At 74.8% G+C, this 18,443-nt stretch carries 12 protein-coding genes; 9 read left to right on the top strand and 3 right to left on the bottom strand.

Annotation, left to right across the window (positions count from 1 at the left end):
• Positions 1–229 precede the first annotated feature (229 nt).
• The 4 genes from ACFXKZ_RS33465 (at position 230) to ACFXKZ_RS33450 (ending at position 3,969) form a co-directional block, all read left to right on the top strand.
• Positions 230–1,201, top strand: a complete 972-nt coding sequence (locus ACFXKZ_RS33465; protein ID WP_380005464.1) for an IclR family transcriptional regulator — start codon at positions 230–232, stop codon at positions 1,199–1,201.
• A complete protein-coding gene (locus tag ACFXKZ_RS33460; protein WP_380005462.1) occupies positions 1,198–2,394 on the top strand; it encodes an alanine racemase in 1,197 nt (398 codons plus the stop codon). Before ACFXKZ_RS33465 ends, ACFXKZ_RS33460 begins: the two co-directional genes overlap by 4 nt.
• Positions 2,395–2,553: 159 nt before the next feature.
• A complete protein-coding gene (locus ACFXKZ_RS33455) occupies positions 2,554–3,528 on the top strand; it encodes a sugar kinase (protein ID WP_380005460.1) in 975 nt (324 codons plus the stop codon).
• A 60-nt stretch (positions 3,529–3,588) separates the two neighbouring features.
• Complete coding sequence (locus tag ACFXKZ_RS33450) at positions 3,589–3,969, top strand: RidA family protein (RefSeq protein WP_380005458.1); 381 nt, start codon at positions 3,589–3,591, stop codon at positions 3,967–3,969.
• 19 nt (positions 3,970–3,988) lie between these two features.
• Here ACFXKZ_RS33450 and ACFXKZ_RS33445 read toward each other — a convergent pair whose 3' ends face one another.
• The 3 genes from ACFXKZ_RS33445 to ACFXKZ_RS33435 form a co-directional block, all read right to left on the bottom strand.
• A complete protein-coding gene (locus ACFXKZ_RS33445) occupies positions 3,989–4,351 on the bottom strand; it encodes a VOC family protein (RefSeq protein WP_380005456.1) in 363 nt (120 codons plus the stop codon).
• A 176-nt stretch (positions 4,352–4,527) separates the two neighbouring features.
• The gene (locus ACFXKZ_RS33440) at positions 4,528–4,770 is read right to left on the bottom strand and encodes a chaplin (protein ID WP_380005454.1); all 243 of its coding nucleotides are present in this window, start codon (positions 4,768–4,770) and stop codon (positions 4,528–4,530) included.
• 119 nt (positions 4,771–4,889) lie between these two features.
• Positions 4,890–5,201 carry a hypothetical protein gene (locus ACFXKZ_RS33435; protein WP_380005452.1) on the bottom strand — a complete coding sequence of 104 codons (312 nt, stop codon included), beginning with the start codon at positions 5,199–5,201 and terminating at the stop codon, positions 4,890–4,892.
• 225 nt (positions 5,202–5,426) lie between these two features.
• Here ACFXKZ_RS33435 and ACFXKZ_RS33430 point away from each other — a divergent pair, with 225 nt between their 5' ends.
• Genes ACFXKZ_RS33430 through ACFXKZ_RS33410 form a run of 5 tightly spaced genes read left to right on the top strand, consistent with a single transcriptional unit; the run spans position 5,427 to position 18,417 of the window.
• Positions 5,427–6,281 carry a DUF4132 domain-containing protein gene (locus ACFXKZ_RS33430; RefSeq protein WP_380005450.1) on the top strand — a complete coding sequence of 285 codons (855 nt, stop codon included), beginning with the start codon at positions 5,427–5,429 and terminating at the stop codon, positions 6,279–6,281.
• The gene (locus tag ACFXKZ_RS33425; protein ID WP_380005448.1) at positions 6,278–11,155 is read left to right on the top strand and encodes a hypothetical protein; all 4,878 of its coding nucleotides are present in this window, start codon (positions 6,278–6,280) and stop codon (positions 11,153–11,155) included. The genes ACFXKZ_RS33430 and ACFXKZ_RS33425 overlap by 4 nt, the downstream gene beginning before the upstream one ends.
• Positions 11,155–12,315: an AAA family ATPase gene (locus ACFXKZ_RS33420; RefSeq protein ID WP_380005446.1), complete on the top strand. Its 1,161-nt coding sequence runs from the start codon at positions 11,155–11,157 to the stop codon at positions 12,313–12,315. The genes ACFXKZ_RS33425 and ACFXKZ_RS33420 overlap by 1 nt, the downstream gene beginning before the upstream one ends.
• Positions 12,316–12,319: 4 nt before the next feature.
• Positions 12,320–16,585 carry a DUF5682 family protein gene (locus ACFXKZ_RS33415; RefSeq protein WP_380005444.1) on the top strand — a complete coding sequence of 1,422 codons (4,266 nt, stop codon included), beginning with the start codon at positions 12,320–12,322 and terminating at the stop codon, positions 16,583–16,585.
• Entirely contained in the window at positions 16,582–18,417 is a 1,836-nt protein-coding gene (locus ACFXKZ_RS33410; RefSeq protein ID WP_380005442.1) for a hypothetical protein, read from the top strand. Before ACFXKZ_RS33415 ends, ACFXKZ_RS33410 begins: the two co-directional genes overlap by 4 nt.
• The last annotated feature ends 26 nt before the right edge of the window (positions 18,418–18,443 follow it).

Raw genomic sequence — 18,443 nt, 5'->3', positions numbered from 1 at the left:
CGCGAGGTGTACGGACGAGGCAAGAGGACGCGGGAAGCGACGCCGCACGGCGCGCGGCGAGAAACGCGTGAAAGGGCAGGGAGGGCTCGCATGTACGACGTACCGCCGCGCGGCGGACGGGTGCCCGGCGGCGGCGATGCGCCGGTGGCGGGTGTCCCCGTACCCTCGTTCGAAGCCCTGACGGGCAACCCGCCCGGGCACCCGGTCAGGCCGTCCTGAGGACATGCCAGTGAGCACTCCCGAGCACGGCCCCGAACCGGTCGACGGCAGCGCGTCGACCCGCGTCGACCAGCCGATCCGCCCGGTCGAATCGACCCGCGCGGTCGGACCGGCGCACGCGGGCGCGTCGACCCGCCGGGTCGGAGCGGCCCACCCGGTCGCGCCGACCCGCCCCGACGAGCCGGACGACGCCCGCGCCGGCCGCCCCCCGGCCCCGCCGCGCAACCAGTCCGCGTCCCTGCGCCGCGCCCTCGCCGTCCTGGAGCAGGTTCGCGACCACGCCGCCGCCGAGGGCCTGAGCCTGACGGAGCTGGCCGACACGCTCGGCCTGTCCAAGAGCACCGTGCTGCGCCTGGCCCAGCCGCTCCTGGACACCGGTCTGCTCTCCCGCGACCGCCGGCACGGCCACTTCCGGCTCGGCCCCGGCGCGCTCGCCCTCGGCCAGGCGTACCTGGCCGGCATCGACCTGCGCACCGCCGCCGCCGAGGAGGCGCACCGCCTGATGCGCGAGGCCGGCGGCACGGTGCACCTGTGCGTGCCGGACGCACCGCACATCGTCTACATCGACAAGGTCGAGAACGAGACCGCGGTACGGATGGCCTCGCGCATCGGCAGCCGCGCGCCGATGTACTGCACGGCGGTCGGCAAGGCGATGCTCGCCTGGCTGCCCGAGGACGTGTTCGCCCAGGTGGTCGACGCGGGCCTGCCCACGGTCACCACCCGCACCCTGACCGACCCCGGCCTGCTGCGCACCGAACTGGCCCGGATCCGCAACCGCGGCTACTCGGTGGACGATCGCGAGAACGAGCCCGAGGTGCGCTGCGTGGCGGCGCCTATCTTCGATCACAACGACGTCGTGGTCGGAGCCCTGTCGGTCTCCGGTCTCACGTCGCGCGTCACCGCGGCGCGGGTCCGCGAACTGGGACCCGCGGTCGCGGCGGCGGCACTCCGTGTATCGCGCACCCTGGGAGCGACCCGATGACCCTCGACTCGTACACCAAGGGCACCTGGCTGCCCTACGAGGAACTCACCGACGACGAGTTCGGCGCCGCCGGCCACAGCCTCTTCGACGGGCCGCTCACGTGGCCGGTGATGGTCGCGCGCAAATCCGCGCTGCTCGCGAACGTGGCCACGATGGCCGCGTACACCGAGCGGCACGGCGTGTTGTTCGCCCCGCACGGCAAGACCACCATGTCGCCCGAGTTGTTCGCCGAGCAACTGGACGCGGGCGCCTGGGGGATCACCGTCGCCACCGCGAACCAGGCGCTCGCCGCGCACCGGTTCGGGGTACCACGGATCCTGATCGCCAACGAGATCCTGGACGAGAAGGTGCTGCGCTGGGCCGCCACCCGGCCGGACCTGCTGTTCTACGTCGACTCCCGGGCGGGCGTCGAGGTCGCGGCGGCGGCGCTCGCGGCGGTGCCCGGGGGGAAGTTGTCGGTGCTGGTCGAACTGGGCCGCGCCGGCGCGCGGACCGGGTGCCGCGGTGTCGCCGAGGCGGCCGAGCTGGCCCGGGTCGCGGCGGCGGTGCCGGGGCTGACCGTGGCGGGTGTGGCGGGCTACGAGGGCGGCCTGCCCGACGCCGCGGCGGTGTCCGCGTGGATGGGCGAACTCGCGTCCCTGGCCGACGAGATCGCCGACCTGGTGCCCGGTTCGCCGATCGTCTCGGCGGGCGGCAGCGCCTGGTTCGACGCGGTCGTGGACACGCTCGCACCGGACGGCAAGCCGTTGCCCGACCGGACGATCATCCTGCGCAGCGGCGCCTACGTCTCGCACGACGACGGCTTCTACGCGGTGCGCACCCCGTTCGTCCGGCACCCCGAGGAGGGCTCGCTCGCGAGCGCCCTGGAGGTCTGGGCGCAGGTGCTCTCGGCGCCCGAGCCGGGCCTGGCTTTGCTCGGCGCGGGCCGCCGCGACGTGCCCTTCGACCAGGACCTGCCGGTGCCGCTGCGCATCCGTGCGCTGGACGGGACGCTGCGCGAGCCGGGCGCCGCGCGGGTGACCAGGCTCGACGACCAGCACGCCTACCTCGAACTCGGCGGCACCGAGGTGGCCCCCGGCGAGCTGGTCTGCCTGGGCATCTCGCACCCCTGTACGGCCTTCGACAAGTGGCGCGTGGTGCCGGTGGTGGACGACGACCACCGCATCGTGGACGTGCTGAACACGCACTTCTGACCGGGGAGCCGCGCCGGGCCCGGCCCCAACCCGGGCCCGGCGCACCGGTACACCCCGCCTGAACCGCCTGAACCGCCTGAACCACCCGAACCACCGGACCCACCCGAACCGATCCCGCATCCGATGCCGTCGACGACGCGACCCCCGCGAGAGGACATCATGACCGCCGAACCCCGGGAAACCCCGGACGTGGTCACGCTCGGCGAGACCATGGTGCTGCTCCGCGCGCCGCACATCGGCCCGCTGCGGCACGCCCGCACGCTCGACGTCGCCACCGGCGGCGCCGAGAGCAACCTGGCGATCGGGATCACCCGGCTCGGTGGGCGGGCCGCGTGGATCGGCCGGGTCGGCGACGACGAGTTCGGCCGGCTGGTGCTGGCCGTGCTCGGCGGCGAGGGACTGGACACACGCGCCGCGGTGGTCGACCCGGAGGCGCCCACCGGGCTGATGGTCAAGGCCCGACGCACCAGCGCGGCCACCGACGTACGCTACTACCGCGCGGGCAGCGCCGGTTCGCGGCTGTGCCCGGACGACGTGGACCCCGCCCTGGTGCGCTCCGCCCGGATCCTGCACGTCACCGGCATCACCCCCGCGCTGTCCCCGACCGCGCGCGCCGCGGTGCGCGCGGCCGTCGCCGAGGCGAACGCGGCCGGCGTCCCGGTCTCGCTCGACCTGAACTACCGGCGGGCGTTGTGGTCGGCCGAGGACGCCGCCGGCGAACTGCGCGCCCTGGCCGGCCACGCCGACATCCTGTTCGCCACCGAGGACGAGGCCCGCCTGGTGCTCAAGGCGCCGGACCACACCCCGTTCGTGGACCTGGCCCGCGAGTTGACCGCGCTCGGGCCGGCCCAGGTGTTGCTCAAGCGCGGCGCGCTGGGCGCGGTCGCGATCGTCGACGGCCGGCCGCACGAGGTGCCGCCGCACCGGGTGCACGCGGTGGACCCGGTCGGCGCGGGCGACGCGTTCGCCGCCGGCTACCTGGCCGAACTGGTCGGGGGCGGCCCGGTCGCGACCCGCCTGGCCACCGCCGCCGCGGCCGGGGCGTTCGCGGTGACCGTGCCCGGCGACTGGGAGGGCCTGCCCCGCCGGGACGAGTTGCGGCTGCTCGCCCAGGACGACGCGGTCACCCGCTGAATCCGGGCCACACGTAGCATTCCCACGCATCCGCACACGCGATCGGGAAGGCGAACCACCATGGCCCACAAGGAAATCCGCACCGACGCCGCACCGAAGCCCGGCGGCACCTACTCGCAGGGCATCGACACCGGCGACTTCGTCTACACCGCGGGCATGGGCCCGGTCGACCCGGCCACCGGCGCGACCGTCGGCGACGACGTGGCGACCCAGACCCGCCAGGTGCTGGACAACCTCAAGGCCGTACTGGCCGAGGCCGGGCTCGACTTCAGCCACGTGGTGAAGGTGACCACGCACCTGGAGCACCTCAAGCGCGACTTCGCCGGCTACGACGAGGTCTACCGCGAGTACTTCACCGCGCCGTACCCGGTGCGTACCACCGTCGGCTCGGACCTGATGAACATCCTGGTCGAGATCGACGTGGTGGCCCGCCGCCCGTGACCCGAGGCGGCGCGGGCGGTCACAGCGGCTGGAGGAATTCGAGCCGGTTGCCCACCGCGTCGTGCGCGTAGCACCGGCGGTGGCCGGGGAACTCGCCGTCGGGCGTGACCTCGGTGCCGTGCGCCGCGAGCCGGGCCATCACATCGTCCAGGTCGTCGACCAGGATGCCGGGATGGGCCTTGCGCGCGGGCCGGAAGTCGGCCTCGACGCCGAGGTGTATCTCCAGCGTGCCGGCGCGCACCCACAGTCCGCCGCGTGCCGCGAGCACCGGCGGCTTGGCCACCTCGGTCATGCCGAGCACGCCGAGATAGAAGGCACGACACGCGTCCTCGCTGCCGGCGGGGATCGCGAGCTGTACGTGGTGCAGGGCGAAGGATGTCATGCGCGCATTCCTACCCTCCCGGCGCCGCGGAGCGGAACCACGCCCCAGCGCCAGCACACCCACCGTCCGGGTCCCTCGGCGGGCGCCGCGGCCCACGGCCCCCCGATCGCGGGCACACACGGAACGGCCCCGCCCGGCACGTCGAAACGCGCGCCGGGCGGGGCCGAGGCGTCGGCTCAGCCGCCGTTGATGCAGACGTTGCCGAACGTCGGGTTGAGCGCCGCGATGATGTTGATGGTGTTGCCGCACAGGTTGACCGGGATGTGCACCGGGATCTGGATGTTGTTGCCCGACAGCACGCCGGGCGAGCCGACCGCCGCGCCGTCGGCCTCGGCGCCGGCCATGGCGGGGCCGGCGGCGCCGGCGAGAGCAGCGCCCACGGTGGCGGTCAGGACAGCGGCCTTGGCGATACGCGACATGTTGAGTCGGTCCTTTCGGTGCGTACAGGTCCCACCCTCGGCGGGTGGGTCCTGAACAACGCGCCAGGGCGCCGGGGGATACGGCACACGTCCGAACGAGCGGTGCAGGCCCCGCGGGATTAGGCCGTTCGGGCGGCGACCCGCAGTCGACCGGCCAGTTCGTGGGCCACCTGTGCCAGCTCCGCCGGGGCGCTCGCGGCCAGCGCGCACAACACGTCCGCCGACGCCTCGGCGACCGCGCGCGGTACCGGCACCGGCGCGAGTCCGTCCAGCAGCGAGCGGGTCCTGGCCGCGATCGGCGGCGACCCGGCCGGGGGTCCGGCGGCCTCGGCGGGGCCGGTCGCGGGTCGCCCCGCGTCGTCCGGAATCCCCTCCGGGCCGGGGCCGGGAATCAGGCTGCGCAGTCCACGGGGCACGACGGGCACGGTCATTCCCCGCAAGTTAGCCGACCCGCCCCCGCGAATTTCCTTGTGAGGCGTACTTTTCGGCCATCGAATGTCGATTCGCGCGGTGTTTCATCCTGACGGGTGACGGCGCTGTCGGAATCGACGGCTAACGTTCCCGCCAACCTGATCACGGGCGCCGAGCGCCTTGTGCCGCTGGGCAGTTGACGGGTTGTCACCGACATTCGCACACATGCGTGGAGGGGAACGATCGTGGGATGGATCCGGGCGGGCGACTATGAGGTCGCCTTGGAAGACGGCAAGGTGGTGTGCCGCAACGCCAAGGGGCGGCAACTGAAGTCGGTGCCCGGGAAACTCGCCGACGATCCGGCCGTGGTGGGCCTGCGCCAGCTCGTCGAGTGGCTGGATCGGCACGATCGGGCCTGCCTGGACGCGGTGGAGCGCTGGATGATCGGCTCGCTTCCGGTCCCGGTCGCGGTGTTGGCCCGGGTGTGGCCGGATCCCGCCTGGCAGCGGGTGCTGCGCGACCTGGTGGTCACCACCGACGAGGACGGCGCGGTGGCCGGATTCCTGCGCGGCGCGGACCCCGAGCGCGGCGTCGGCATCGTCGACCCCGACGGCGACACCGTCTACCTCGACGCGCAAACCATCCGCATCCCGCACCCCGTGCTCCTCGACGACCTCGACGACCTGCGCGAATTCGCCGTCGAACTCGGCGTCGAGCAGCGCGTCCAGCAGCTCTACCGCGAGGTGTGGCACCGCCCCGCCGACGTGGACGCCGCCCGCACCGGTGTGGATGAGTTCGCCGGCGGACGCTACGACCAGCTGCGCTTTCTGATCGGCCGGGCCACCCAGCTGGGCTACCAGGTGCGCGGCGGCCAAGCCGTGTGCACCGTGCTCGACGGCGGCCGCGAGATCGAGGCGCGGATGTGGCTGGGCGACTACGACGGCTACGACTCGACCGAGACCGGCTCGGTCGCCTGGACCGAGGACGGCGCCACGCTGACCCTCGACCGGGTGCCGCCGGTGGCCTGGTCGGAGGGCATGCGCATGGGCGCCGCGCTGTACGCGGGCCGCACGATCGAAACCACGGAGGACGCGGCATGAACACCACCGGCACGGGCACCACCCCCGACCCGTCGCGCGTCCTGCTGGACGCCGGCGCCGTCCTGCCCGTCGGCACCCTCGCCGGCGACGACATCGACACGCTCACCGTGCGCACCTACCTGCACCCCGCGTTCGGCGACCGCCCGATCGTCCGGCTGGTCCCGAGCACCCTGGGCGAGGCCGAGGACCTGGCGCTCGGCTTCCTGGGGCTGACCCGTGAGGCGGACGCCCCCGAGGTCGGCCAGGTCCGCCGCGAGGCGCTCGGCTTCCCCGCCTGGGCACTGGTCAACGACCCGGCGAACGGACACCACGCACTGGCCCTGGTCCGTGACATCGAACGCCTGGACCGCCAGGCCAAGACCAAGCCCGGCGCGGCCAAGGACGGCTTCGACCAGCTCGCGGTCCGCCTCGGCCGGGCCGTACCGCACTTCCTGCCCACCTTCCACGAGCAGGCCGCGCGGATCTTCCTCAAGCACGACAACAAGACCTACGCGTCCGCGTTCTTCGGCAAGGCCCGCGAGGCCGAGCGGGTGCACAACCTGGCGATCGAGGAGGAGCGGCTGCGCGCGGTCTTCCTGGAATTCGCCTTCGCCGGTGCGCTGACCGCCAAGGCGCTCAAGGAGCACGCCAAGTCGCTCGCCGCCCGCCTCGGACCCGCCGAGGCATGGGTACAGTTCCGCCAACTGGCGGTCGAGCGCTGCACCGCGGGCATGCCGCCGTACGCCGGCCTGGCCGAGGACGCCCGCGCGCTGATCCGCGCGGCCGGCGGCGACCACACCGCCGAGGAGCGCGCGCTGCTGCGCGAACTGCTCGCCACCCCCGCGATCGCCCGCGCGCCGCTGTCCTTCTGGAAGGTCAACCGCGCCCCGATCGCGGCACTGGCCGGCGCCGAACCCGAGTCGCGGGCCCGCCTCCTCGACATCCTGCCCACCCCCGGCGGTTCGACGTCCGACGCCGAGATCGACGACTTCTGGCTCGACCTGCTCGACGACGCCGGCGTCCTGGACCTGCTCGTCGGCGGCGACCTCGAACCCGGCGTCCGGGCCCAGTGGGTCACCCGCTGGGCCGCGCACCGTCAGCGCGGCTGGGGCTACACCGGACGCAGCGCGCGCACCGCCGCGCTGGTCGCCCGGATGGCCGACACGCTGCGCGCCGAGGCGGTACCGGTCGCCCTGTTCGGCGGCAATCGCTACCGCTCCGGCGTCGACCTGGACCTGCTGGACCTGGCCCTGGCCGAGCGCATACCCGTGACCGACCCGGACCCGAAGTGCACGTTCGGCCTGGGCGAGTGGTGGGACGACGAGGCCGAGGGCCGGCGCGAGCTGGCCGCCGTCGCCGCCGACGAACGATTCCGGGCCCTGCTCCTGATCGCCGTCGGCGGCCTGAACGCCAAGCACCAGCCGGCCACCGCCGCCCACCCCGTGCTGCGCCCCGTGCTCGCCCGCCGACTCACCGAGATGGGCGAACGACTCGCCTCCGCCGCCGGCCTGCCCGACGCCGAGCGCGAACTCACGCTGCTCGACGGCTTCCGCGGTGTGGTCGAGGACGTGACCCCCGACCTGGTCGCCCGCGTCCGCGCGTTCGACGCGGTCGCGCTGCTCGCGACCACGCTGCGTGCCGGCGTCTACGACGAACTCGGCTGGCCCGCGCTCGACGAGGCCGTCGAACTGCTCGGCCGCAAGGGCGACATCCGGATCGACGAGTCCTGGCCCGCGCTCGTGCTCTCCACCGACAAGCGCGCGCTCGTGGTCGGCCCCGAGGGCATCCTGCTCGACCACGAACCGCGCGTGCCCAAGGACCGCACCAGCTGGCAGCGCACCCAGTACCGCTACGTCGACGGACAACTCCTGGTCGCCTGGTACAACACCGACTACGAATGGGAGGGCTACTGGTCCGCGCGCCCGACCGAGACGTTCCTGCTCGGCGGACCGCCGAACAACGGCTCCGACGGCACCATGCTCTCCCTCGCGCTGCCCGGCGGCGGGGTGACCACCGGCGGCCGGCCGCTGTACGCGGGTGACACCAAGCTGCCCGCGCGCCGGGGCGTGCTCACCGACGGCACCACCCACTGGTCGCTCGACTACGAGCGGTCGGACCGCAAGTGGACCGAGTTCGACCCGACCACCGGCACCCACGGCCGCGCCTCGCTGCCCGCCCCGTTCGCCGCGGCGGTCGCCGACGGCGGCTCGCTGGTGCCCGACGCGTGCGAGTTGTTGCCGCTGCTGCCCGGCCTGGAGCAGACCCCGTTCGGCACCGACGGCACGCTCTTGGGCCGCTGGGTCAGGATCGACGGTGACACCCTCACCACCGGCTCGGTCGACGGCCGCACCGTGACCGCGCCCGTGCGCGGTCGGCGGCACTGGGACCAGCGGCCGCTGGAGATTCCGATCGGCGCGCTGCGCCTGCCCGGCGGCGCGGCCCCCACCGCGGTCGCCCCGCACAACGGCGCCGTGACGCTGTGGCACGAGGGCGTGCTGCTCGGCCACTGCGGGTCCGGCTCCGGACTGGCCGCCGGCACCCGGGTGGTGCCGGCGCCCGCGTTCTGGCACGCGCTGCGACCGCGCGACGAGGCCGGCTCGCTGGCGCTGCGCGCGATCACCCACGAGCAGGCCGGCGTACTGGTCGAGGAGGTGCGCGCGGACCGCGAGCGCGCCCGGGCCGCGTACGAGGCCGCCAAGAAGGGGTCGGCGAACAAGCCCGCCAAGCCGGCCACGATCCGGACCGAACCGGTGCGCCGCCTGCTGCCCGCGATCACCCACGCCGGTCTGGTCCGCGGCGTCGCCTCGCTGGCCGGGGAGACCGCCCGACTCGCCGAACGACTGCGCGACTTCGGCAAGGTGAACCGCAAGGAGCGGCAGCCCCGCGCCGTGCCCACCGGCCCCGCGTACGGCCGGGACAACGAACTGTGCGCGGCGGTGGCCGGCATCGCGGGCGTCGGCTGCCGCTACTACGGCAACCAGGGCCAGGGCACCTGGACCACGTTCGAACACATCACCGCGGTGGCCGCCGCGCTGGCGCGTACCGACGGCCCGGCCGAATGGACCACCGAACCCGAGAAGCTGCGGGAACCCCACGTGGCCGCCTGGCACGACCTGCTCGACCACCGCGCCGCGATGGTCGCCCGGGCCCTGTCGCCGCTCACACCCGACACACAGCGCGCCTCGCTGCTGCTGCTCCTGGAGGCGCTCGCCGCCGGCCCGCTGGGCACCCCCGCCGGGACGCTGCGCCGGGTCGTGTTGTGCGAGCCCTCCGGCAAGAAGAAGGAACGCAAGCGCATCGGACAGGTCCTGCGCCGCGCCGACCGCACCGTGATCATCCTGGACAGCCAGTACACCTACGGCAACGACACGCAGCACTGGCTCGCGCTCGACCACGACCCGTCGGGCCGGTTCGAGGCGGTCGACGGCTTCACCACGCACGAGGAACACCGCTACCGCGAGCCGATGTCCCCCGAGCGGGTCGCCGCCGTCGTCGAGGGCATTCGTGCCCACGGCCCGGTCCCGTGGCGACCGGAAGCGGTGTCCGCCCTGACCGAGGGCACCGGATTGGGCCGCGCCGAGGCGAGCGTGCTGCTCGCCGGGCTGGTCGCGGGCGACATGGACAAGGACCGCCGGGCGGTGCTCGGCCTCAAGGCGGCCGAGGCGACCACCGCCCGCGAGCAGTTGGACCGGCTCGACCGCGCGGCGCGCACCGGCGTCCAGGGCGCGCTGGTGCCCGAGCGGCCCGAGGACGTCGCCGCCCTGTGGACGAGCGGCTGGGACATCGCGGCCGGCAGCCGCGCCTGGGAGGCCGCCTTCGGGCGGGTGTTGCGGCTGCCCGAGGAGGTCGCCGCGGACGTCCGGGGCATCGCCGCCGCCGCGTTCGAGTACGTCCTCACCCCCGAATCCCAGCGGTGGATCACCGGCACCTCCACCCACAGCGTCGACAAGGACGGCAACCTCGTCGCCTCCGACCCCGCGGCCGTGCCCGCGGGCCACACCCTTGGCCAGACCGTGACCGCGCTCGCCTGGCTGGCCTACCGGCTGCCCTACGGCGATCCGCTGCGCCCGCAGCTGCCGCGCGTGCTCGACCTGCTGCGCAAGCGGGTGGCCGACCCGGGCCTGGTGGTCGACCTGGACGTCGAGTACGCCGAACGCGGCGCCACCTCCACCCTGTTGCGCGAGGCGGCCGGACTACCCGCCACCGGCGGCACCGACCCCGACGGCGTGCTCCGGATCGAGGACCGCTTCTGGCTGCGCCCCTGGTACACCGACAACGAGTTCACCCTGGTGCGCACCGCCGGCTTCACCGGCGCCGACGACCCGTGGTTCGATCGGCTGATCGCGCTGCGCGGCGAGGCGAAGTCCGTCGCCTTCGCCGCCTTCCGCCGCATCCTCGACCCCGCTTTCGAGACGCTCCTGCGCGCCGACGGCCCGCCCGGTGTCCCGCAGGACCCGAGCCACTCGGTGCCCGAGCTGGTCGCCGAGGTCGCCAAGACGCACGGCATCGGCGAGGACGCCGCCGTGCTGTACCTCCAGTTGCTCGCCCTGCCGGATCCGACGGATCGTCAGGTCGCCCGCTGGACCGGCTGGAAGCCCGCCCGGCTGAAGAAGGCCCGGACCGAACTCGCCGGCACCGACCTCGTCCTGGAGGCCAAGCGGGCCCGAGCCGGCCGCTCCCTGTTCCTGCCCGGCGGCTGGAACGCGCTGAAGAGCCCCGCATTGCCCCTGGAGGTCTGGAAGGAGGGGCTCTATCCGAAGCCCGGGCAGGGCATGATCGTGCCCGACCTGCCCGTGCCCGAGCTGTTCCACCGGGCCTGGCGGCGCGTGCAGGACGGCGATGCGCCAGGCTTCGAGGAACTCGTCACCCGCACCACCCGGAAGGGCCGCCGCTGATGGCAACCGCAACCGAACCCGCCGCCGGGGCACGCCAGATACACCCGCCCGAGGACCTGTACGCCCGGGAACTGGCGTTCCTGGCCGCCTACGACCGGGGCCCGCGCCCGCCGGCCTGGCGGCTGACCCCGCGCGCCGTGGTCACCTTCGTGATGGGCAGCGGCGACGAACTCAAGCTGCCCGAACCGGTCGAGGGCCTGCCCCGCGCCCTGACCATCGGCGCCAAGTTCGTCGGGGAACGTGCCCTCGTCGAGCGCTGCGTGGTCACCCTCGCCGGCGAACGCGGCCTGCTCCTGGTGGGCGAGCCCGGCACCGCCAAGTCGATGTTGTCCGAACTGCTCGCCGCCGCCGTCTGCGGCACCAGCGGGCTCACCGTGCAGGGCACCGCGGGCACCACCGAGGACCAGCTCAAGTACGGCTGGAACTATGCGCTGCTGCTTGCCCAGGGCCCCAGCCGCGGCGCCCTGGTGCCCTCGCCGGTGCTCACCGCGATGACCACGGGCGCGGTGGCCCGGATCGAGGAGGTCACCCGCTGCCTGCCCGAGGTACAGGACGCGCTGGTGTCGCTGCTCTCGGAACGGCGGATCGCGGTCCCCGAACTCGCGGGCGGCCCCGACGCGCAGGTACACGCCGCGCCCGGCTTCACCCTGATCGCCACCGCGAACCTGCGCGACCGGGGCGTCTCGGAGATGTCCGCGGCGCTCAAGCGCCGGTTCAACTTCGAGACGGTCGGCCCGATCGGCGACCACGACGCGGAGACTGCGCTGGTGCGCCGCCAGGCCAAGGCCGCGGTGGAACGCACCGGGACGGCGTACGCCGTCGACGACACGGTCCTGGAGGTGCTGGTCACCGCGTTCCGCGACCTGCGCACCGGCCGCTCCGCCGAGGGCTGGGAGATCGAACGCCCGTCCACCGTGCTGAGCACCGCCGAGGCGGTCTCCGTCGCCTCCTCGCTCGCGCTGGCCGCGGCCTACTTCCCGGGCGACCGGGACGTGCTGAGCCTGCTGCCGGGGCACCTGCTCGGCGTCGCGAAGAAGGACGACCCGGCCGACGCGGCCCGGCTGCTCTCCTACTGGGACGCGGCGGTGCGCCGACGGGCCGAACACGGCTCGGCCACCTGGCGCACCCTGTGGGACCTGCGCGGAGTCCTGGAGGGCTGACGAGGTGTCGACCATACGTACGGACGGGCCCAACGACGAGGCCCGTCCGGCCGCCGCGCGCCTTGCCGCGTCCCGGCGGCCCCACCTGATCGGCGTGCGCCACCACGCGCCCTCGCTCGCTGCCGCGGTGCCCGCGCTGCTCGACGAGGCCCGGCCCGACGTGCTGCTCGTCGAACTGCCGCACGAGGCCGCGCCCTGGTTGGAATGGCTCGCGCACGAGGACACCCGGGCGCCGATCGCGCTGGCCGGGACCGGACCGCACGGGCTCGGCTTCTACCCCTTCGCCGACTTCTCGCCGGAACTGGCCGCGCTGCGCTGGGCCGCGCGCAACGGCGTGCCGGCGATCCCGTGCGACCTCCCGCTGGGCCACCCCGGGTGGGACCGGGCGGCCGGCCCGGGGGCGGACGCGGGGGACACCGACGCGCGGGGCGGCGGGCTGCACGCGGCGCTACGCGACCGGCTCACCGGCCGGGCCGGGGACGACCTGTGGGACCGGCTGGTCGAGGCCACCGCGCCCGGCTCGTCCGCCGAGGCGATCCGCCGCGCCGCGCTCACCGTCGGCTGGGCGCTGCGCCGCGACACGGGCGGCATCGACCCGGTCGACCTGCGTCGCGAGGCGTGGATGCGGTCCACGCTGCGCGCGGCCGAGGAAGCCGGGGCGACGCGGGTCACCGTGGTGCTCGGCGCGTTCCACGCACCGGCCCTGCTCGACGGCGACGCGGAACCGCCCACCGGCGACATCGCCGACGTGACGATGTCGTTGATCCCGTACACCTACCCGCTCCTGGACTCCCGTTCCGGCTACCCCGCCGGCATCCGCGACCCCGAGTGGCAGCAGTCCGTCCTGGAATCGGCCGGCGACCCCGCCGCGCTGCGCGAGGCGCTGATCGGCGCGGCGGTACGGATCTGCACCGATCTGCGCGGCCAGGGACACCCCAGTGGTCCGGTCGACGCGCGCGAGATCGTCCGGATCGCCGGCGACCTCGCGAACCTGCGTGGCCTGCCGGCGGCGGGGCGCGGCGAACTGCTCGAAGCGACGCAGACCGTGCTCACCCACGGCGAGCCGCTGGGCCGGGGCCGCTCGGTCGCCCGCGCCCTGGAACGGGTGCTGGTCGGCACGCGGGCCGGACGCCCGTCACCGGCCGCGCCGCGCAGCGGCCTGGGGCCCGAGGTGGAGCGCCGGATCACCGAACTGGGCCTGCCCGGACCGACCGACCCGGCGGAGCGCGACCTGCGCCTGGACCCGCTGCGCAGCGACCGCGACCGGCGCCGGGAACTGCTCCTGCAACAACTGACGACCTGTCGCATCCCCTACGCCGAGCCGACCGCGGTGGTCGGCACCGGCGGCGCGGACGCGGTCACCACTCGCTGGCGGGTGCGCTGGACGCCGTCGGTGGCGGCCCTGCTCGACGCGGCCGGCACGCGTGGCGTCACCCCGGAACAGGCCGCCGAGGGCACCCTCCGTGCCCAACACCACCAGGAACTCGCCGAAGGCGGCCCCACGGCCGCCCAGGTCCTCACCGGCCTCGAACGCGCCGCGGCCTGCGGCCTGCCGGACCTCACCGCGACCCGCCTGGCCGAAACCGCCGAGTCCCTCCCCACGATCGCCGGCCTCCCCGACCTCCTCGCGGCCCTGACCCTCACCGACCGCATCCACCAGGGCCACCTGGGCCTCCCCGTCCCCGACACCGCCTCGGCGAAGGCCACGGTCGACGAGGCACCCCACGGCACGGCCGACGAGTACACGGAGTCCGGCGACCCAAAGGCCCCCACGGCCCCGGGACCGGAGTCGGGGTCGGGGTCGGGATCGGGCGAGGAGATCACCCGCATCCTCCTCACCGCCGCCGTCCGCCACCTCGACGGCCTGACCGGATCCGACGACCCGGCCGACGCCCGCGCGCTGGCCGACCTCGCCGGACGCGCCGACGTGTTCGGCGGAGTCCGGCTGACCGCCGGGCTGGCCCGCCTGGCCGCCGACGGCTCGCCGCTGATGTCCGCCGCCGCAGGCGCCGTCCGAGTCCTGCTCGGGCACGAGGATCCGACCACCCTCGGCGACCGGATCGGCTCCTGGATCGACACCGCGACCACCCCGGCGACCCGAGCCGAACTGACCCGCCGCCTCACCGGCCTGCTCACCGCGGCCGGCCCCCTCCTCCAGGCGGGCGGCCCGATCCTCACCCCCCTCCTGGACCGCGTCGACACCCTCCCCGACCGCCCCTTCCTGGACCGCCTCCCGGCCCTGAGAGGCGGCTTCGACACCTTGACCCCCGCCGCCCGAGACCGAGTCCTGGCCACCCTGGCCGACCACTTGGGCGACCGAGTCGACACCGACGCGGACCCCATCACCCTGGCCCTATGGACCAGCACCGACCTGACAGCCAAATCAGCCCTACTCCAACGAGCCCTCCTCCCACCCCCCGTCCCAACCACGAGCACGACGAACCCGCAGCCCACGAACCCCACCCCAGCCGCTTCCAGCGGCGCGCGAGCCCAATCGCCCCTCGCCGACGCCACAAATCCCCAGCCCTCGCATCCCACCCCCACCACCGGCAGCCCACAAACCCAGCCCGACACACCAAACCCGCAACCCCCGACCCCCGCCCTTCCGCAGCCCCCGAACCCCACCCTCGCCCCGTCTCCCACCACCGGCGCCCCGCAGGACCAATCCGCCCAGGCCAACACCGTGGCCCCGCAGCCCGCGAACCCCGGTCTAGCCCCGGCTCCCACCACCGGCGCCTCGCAGGACCAATCCGCCCAGGCCAACGCCATGGCTCCGCAGCCCGCGAACCCCGGTCTCGTCCCGGCTCCCGCCGACGGCGCCTCGCAGGACCAATCCGCCCAGGCCAACACCGTGGCTCCGCAGCCCGCGAACCCCGGTCTCGTCCCGGCTCCCGCCACCGGCGCCTCGCAGGACCAATCCGCCCAGGCCAACGCCATGGCTCCGCAGCCCGCGAACCCCGGTCTCGTCCCGGCTCCCGCCACCGGCGCCTCGCAGGACCAATCCGCCCAGGCCAACACCGTGGCTCCGCAGCCCGCGAACCCCGTGCCCGTCGCCGTGCTTTCCGCTCCCGACGGGCGGCCGCGAGGCCAATCCGGCTCGGCCGATGCCGTAAATCCGCAGCCTGCGGGTCTCGCGGAACGGGTGGGCGGGTGGGAACAAACCCACGACCTCCCCCCCGCCCAACGCTGGAAACTCATCCTCGGCCGCCAATCCGACCGCCTCCCCCCAAAGGCATCCGGCATGGCCCGCGCGCTCGACGAGCTATACGGCACCGGCCACGGCGAAGGCTCCCGCAGCGACCTCGGCGACGCCCCGGGCGCCGGCCGCGAAGCCCCCTACCCCGGCGTCCGCGAATGGTCCGAGGACCTGATCGCCCTCTTCGGCCCGGCCGTCCGCGAGGAGGTCCTGGCCGCCGCCGCGTCAGCGGGCCGCACCGATGTGCTCACCCACCTCGACCCCGCCGCCGCCCGCCCCTCCGTCGACCTGCTCAAGACCGTCCTGACCCACGCCGGCGGCCTCCCGGAGAGCAAACTCGCCCTCCTCCGCCCGCTGATCGCCCGCATCGTCGCCGAACTCGCCCGCGAACTCGCCACCCGGCTGCGCCCCGCGCTCACCGGCATCACCACCCCCAGGCCCACCCGCCGCCCCGGCGGCGCGCTCGACCTGCCGCGCACCCTGCGGGCCAACCTCACCACCGCCCGCCGCGCCGCCGACGGCTCGGTGCTCGTGGTACCGGAGAAGCCGATCTTCCGCACCCGTGCGAGCCGCAGCAACGACTGGCGGCTGATCCTGGTGGTCGACGTGTCCGGCTCGATGGAGGCGTCGACCATCTGGTCCGCGCTCACCGCCTCGATCATGGCCGGCGTCCCGTCCCTGAGCACCCACTTCCTGACCTTCTCCACCGAGGTCATCGACCTCACCGGACACGTCCACGACCCCCTCGGCCTGCTCCTGGAGGTCAAGGTCGGCGGCGGCACCCACATCGCCGCCGGCCTGCGCGCCGCCCGCGACCTCGTCACCGTGCCCTCGCGCACCCTGATCGCCGTGGTCAGCGACTTCGAGGAGGGCTATCCGATCGGCGGCCTGCTCGCCGAGGTCCGCGCGCTCGCCTCCTCGGGCTGCCACATCCTCGGCTGCGCGAGCCTGGACGACGCCGGACGACCGCGCTACTCGACCGCCGTCGCCGGCCGACTGGTCGCCGCCGGCATGCCGGTCGCCGCGCTGAGCCCCACCGAACTGGCCCGCTGGGTCGGAGAGAAGGTCCGATGAGCACGCAGGGCCTCCCACCGGTCGCCCCCGACGTCACCGCCGACATCGTCGAGGCACTCACCCCGCGCCTGCGCAAACGCCTCGACGCCGCGATCGGCAAACTCGCCGCCTGCCCGATCGAACACGACGGCGACACGGTGCGGATCACCGTCGGCGAGGACGCCGAACTGACCCTGTACATCCCGACCGGAGCCGTCACCACCACCGCCGACCTGCGCTGCAGCTGCCTGCTGGCCCCCGCCTGCGTACACCGCGCCGCAGCAGCCGCCGCGGCCCCGGTGGCCGAGCCCCAAGCCCCCGACGAAACCGCCACACCCGACGCGCCCACCACAACCGAGCCCACGGAACCGGCGGAAGCAACCGCCGAGTCCGCCACCCCCACCGAGCCCACCCCCACCGAGCCCACCCCCGCCGAACGCACCGCCGCCGACGCCCTCTGGACCGCCGGCGCCGCGATCGTCGACGCCGGAGTCGACGGCGCCGGCGCCGTACTCCAGGCCGGCCTGCTGCGCGCCGCGCACACCGCCCGCCTTGCCGGCCTGCATCGCGCCGCCGCCGCGGCCGTCACGGTGGCCACCGGCCTGCGTGCCGCCCGCGACCGCGACCCCGCGTACCGGCTCGCCGACCTCGTCGCCGCCATGCGCGAACTGCTCGACGTGGCCCACGCGTTGCGCACCCCGGCGGCGACCTACCCGCAGTCCCTCGACCTCCTGCGCGGCACCTCCCGCCGCGCCTACGCCCCGGCCGGCTCGCTGCGCCTGTACGGCCTGTTCACCGAACCCGTCCTGACCGCCCGGGGGTTCGCCGGCGCGGTCACCACCACGGTCGACCCCGCCGGCACCCTGCGCACCATCGGCGACGTCGCCCCCGGCGGCGCCGACCGCGCGGTCGGCGCCGCCACCCGCGCGATCCGGCTCGGCGACACCTCGATCGACCCGGTCGCGCTCACCCGCGCCGGCCTCGTCGTCTCCGGTGCCACCGTCTCCGCCAACGGTCGGCTCGGCGCCGGCCAGGCCGTCCGCGCCGCGCGCGCGAGCGGCGCGGCCTGGACCGACGAACCGCTGCGCGCCCTGTGGGAGACGCCGCTGTCCGCCCAGATCGACCGGATCGTGGGCCACCGCGACCTGCCCCCCGACGACCGCCCCGCAGGCGCCGACCTGCTCTTCCTCGACGTCACCGTGCTCGGCACCACCCCCGGCGCCCGGGACCGCCTGCTCGCCGAATGCGCCGGGCAGTCCGTACACCTGCTCGTCGCGCACGCCGACCCCGTCTTCGCCTACCGGGACAACCTGCGCCTGCTCGCCGACCGTCCCGGACTGCGCCTGCGCGTGATCGGCCGCCTCGAACCCGGCGCCGACCGGGCGATCCGGGCGCTCGCGGTCGGCGTCGCGCCCGGCGAGGGCCCGACCCTGCGCCTCGCCGAGGACCGCCTGGGCCGGATCGACCTGGGCCTGGAGCGCCTGCACCGCGCCGACCTGCCCGCCGCCGACCCGACCCCGTCCATACTCGGCGCGGCCGAGGAACCCCCGCCCGCCCCGCTCTACCTGATGCACCGTCACGTGGAACGCGCGATCAGCGGTGGCCGTCCCGTCCTGGCCCTGGCCGGCTCCACCGCCGGCGACACCGCCCGACTGCGCCGGGTGGGGCTGGCCACGGGGGCCGTGCTCGTGGAGCGTCTGACGCACGTCGCGGCGGGCCGCGAACGGGATGTTTTCGGGCGTCTTCGCGCGGGCGACAACGACCTTTTGTCCACTGCGTGGCTGGCCGCTGCCGTGTACGCGCAAACCGTCGAAGGGGCTCTGACCAGGGCTGTTTGGTCCACCGAGGGCTGAGGCAGGGGGCGTTGCGCCAATCGATT

Origin of the sequence: Embleya sp. NPDC059237 (assembly GCF_042754105.1) — a bacterium.
Lineage (GTDB): Bacteria > Actinomycetota > Actinomycetes > Streptomycetales > Streptomycetaceae > Embleya.
Note: the sequence above shows the minus strand (reverse complement) of the source record. Positions and strands in the feature narration are given on the sequence as shown.

Coding starts and splice junctions, on each gene's coding strand:
- ACFXKZ_RS33440 (WP_380005454.1), bottom strand. CDS start 4,770: ATGTCGCGTATCGCCAAGGCCGCTGTCCTGACCGCCACCGTGGGCGCT.
- ACFXKZ_RS33410 (WP_380005442.1), top strand. CDS start 16,582: ATGAGCACGCAGGGCCTCCCACCGGTCGCCCCCGACGTCACCGCCGAC.
- ACFXKZ_RS33445 (WP_380005456.1), bottom strand. CDS start 4,351: ATGACATCCTTCGCCCTGCACCACGTACAGCTCGCGATCCCCGCCGGC.
- ACFXKZ_RS33450 (WP_380005458.1), top strand. CDS start 3,589: ATGGCCCACAAGGAAATCCGCACCGACGCCGCACCGAAGCCCGGCGGC.
- ACFXKZ_RS33425 (WP_380005448.1), top strand. CDS start 6,278: ATGAACACCACCGGCACGGGCACCACCCCCGACCCGTCGCGCGTCCTG.
- ACFXKZ_RS33420 (WP_380005446.1), top strand. CDS start 11,155: ATGGCAACCGCAACCGAACCCGCCGCCGGGGCACGCCAGATACACCCG.
- ACFXKZ_RS33455 (WP_380005460.1), top strand. CDS start 2,554: ATGACCGCCGAACCCCGGGAAACCCCGGACGTGGTCACGCTCGGCGAG.
- ACFXKZ_RS33460 (WP_380005462.1), top strand. CDS start 1,198: ATGACCCTCGACTCGTACACCAAGGGCACCTGGCTGCCCTACGAGGAA.
- ACFXKZ_RS33435 (WP_380005452.1), bottom strand. CDS start 5,201: ATGACCGTGCCCGTCGTGCCCCGTGGACTGCGCAGCCTGATTCCCGGC.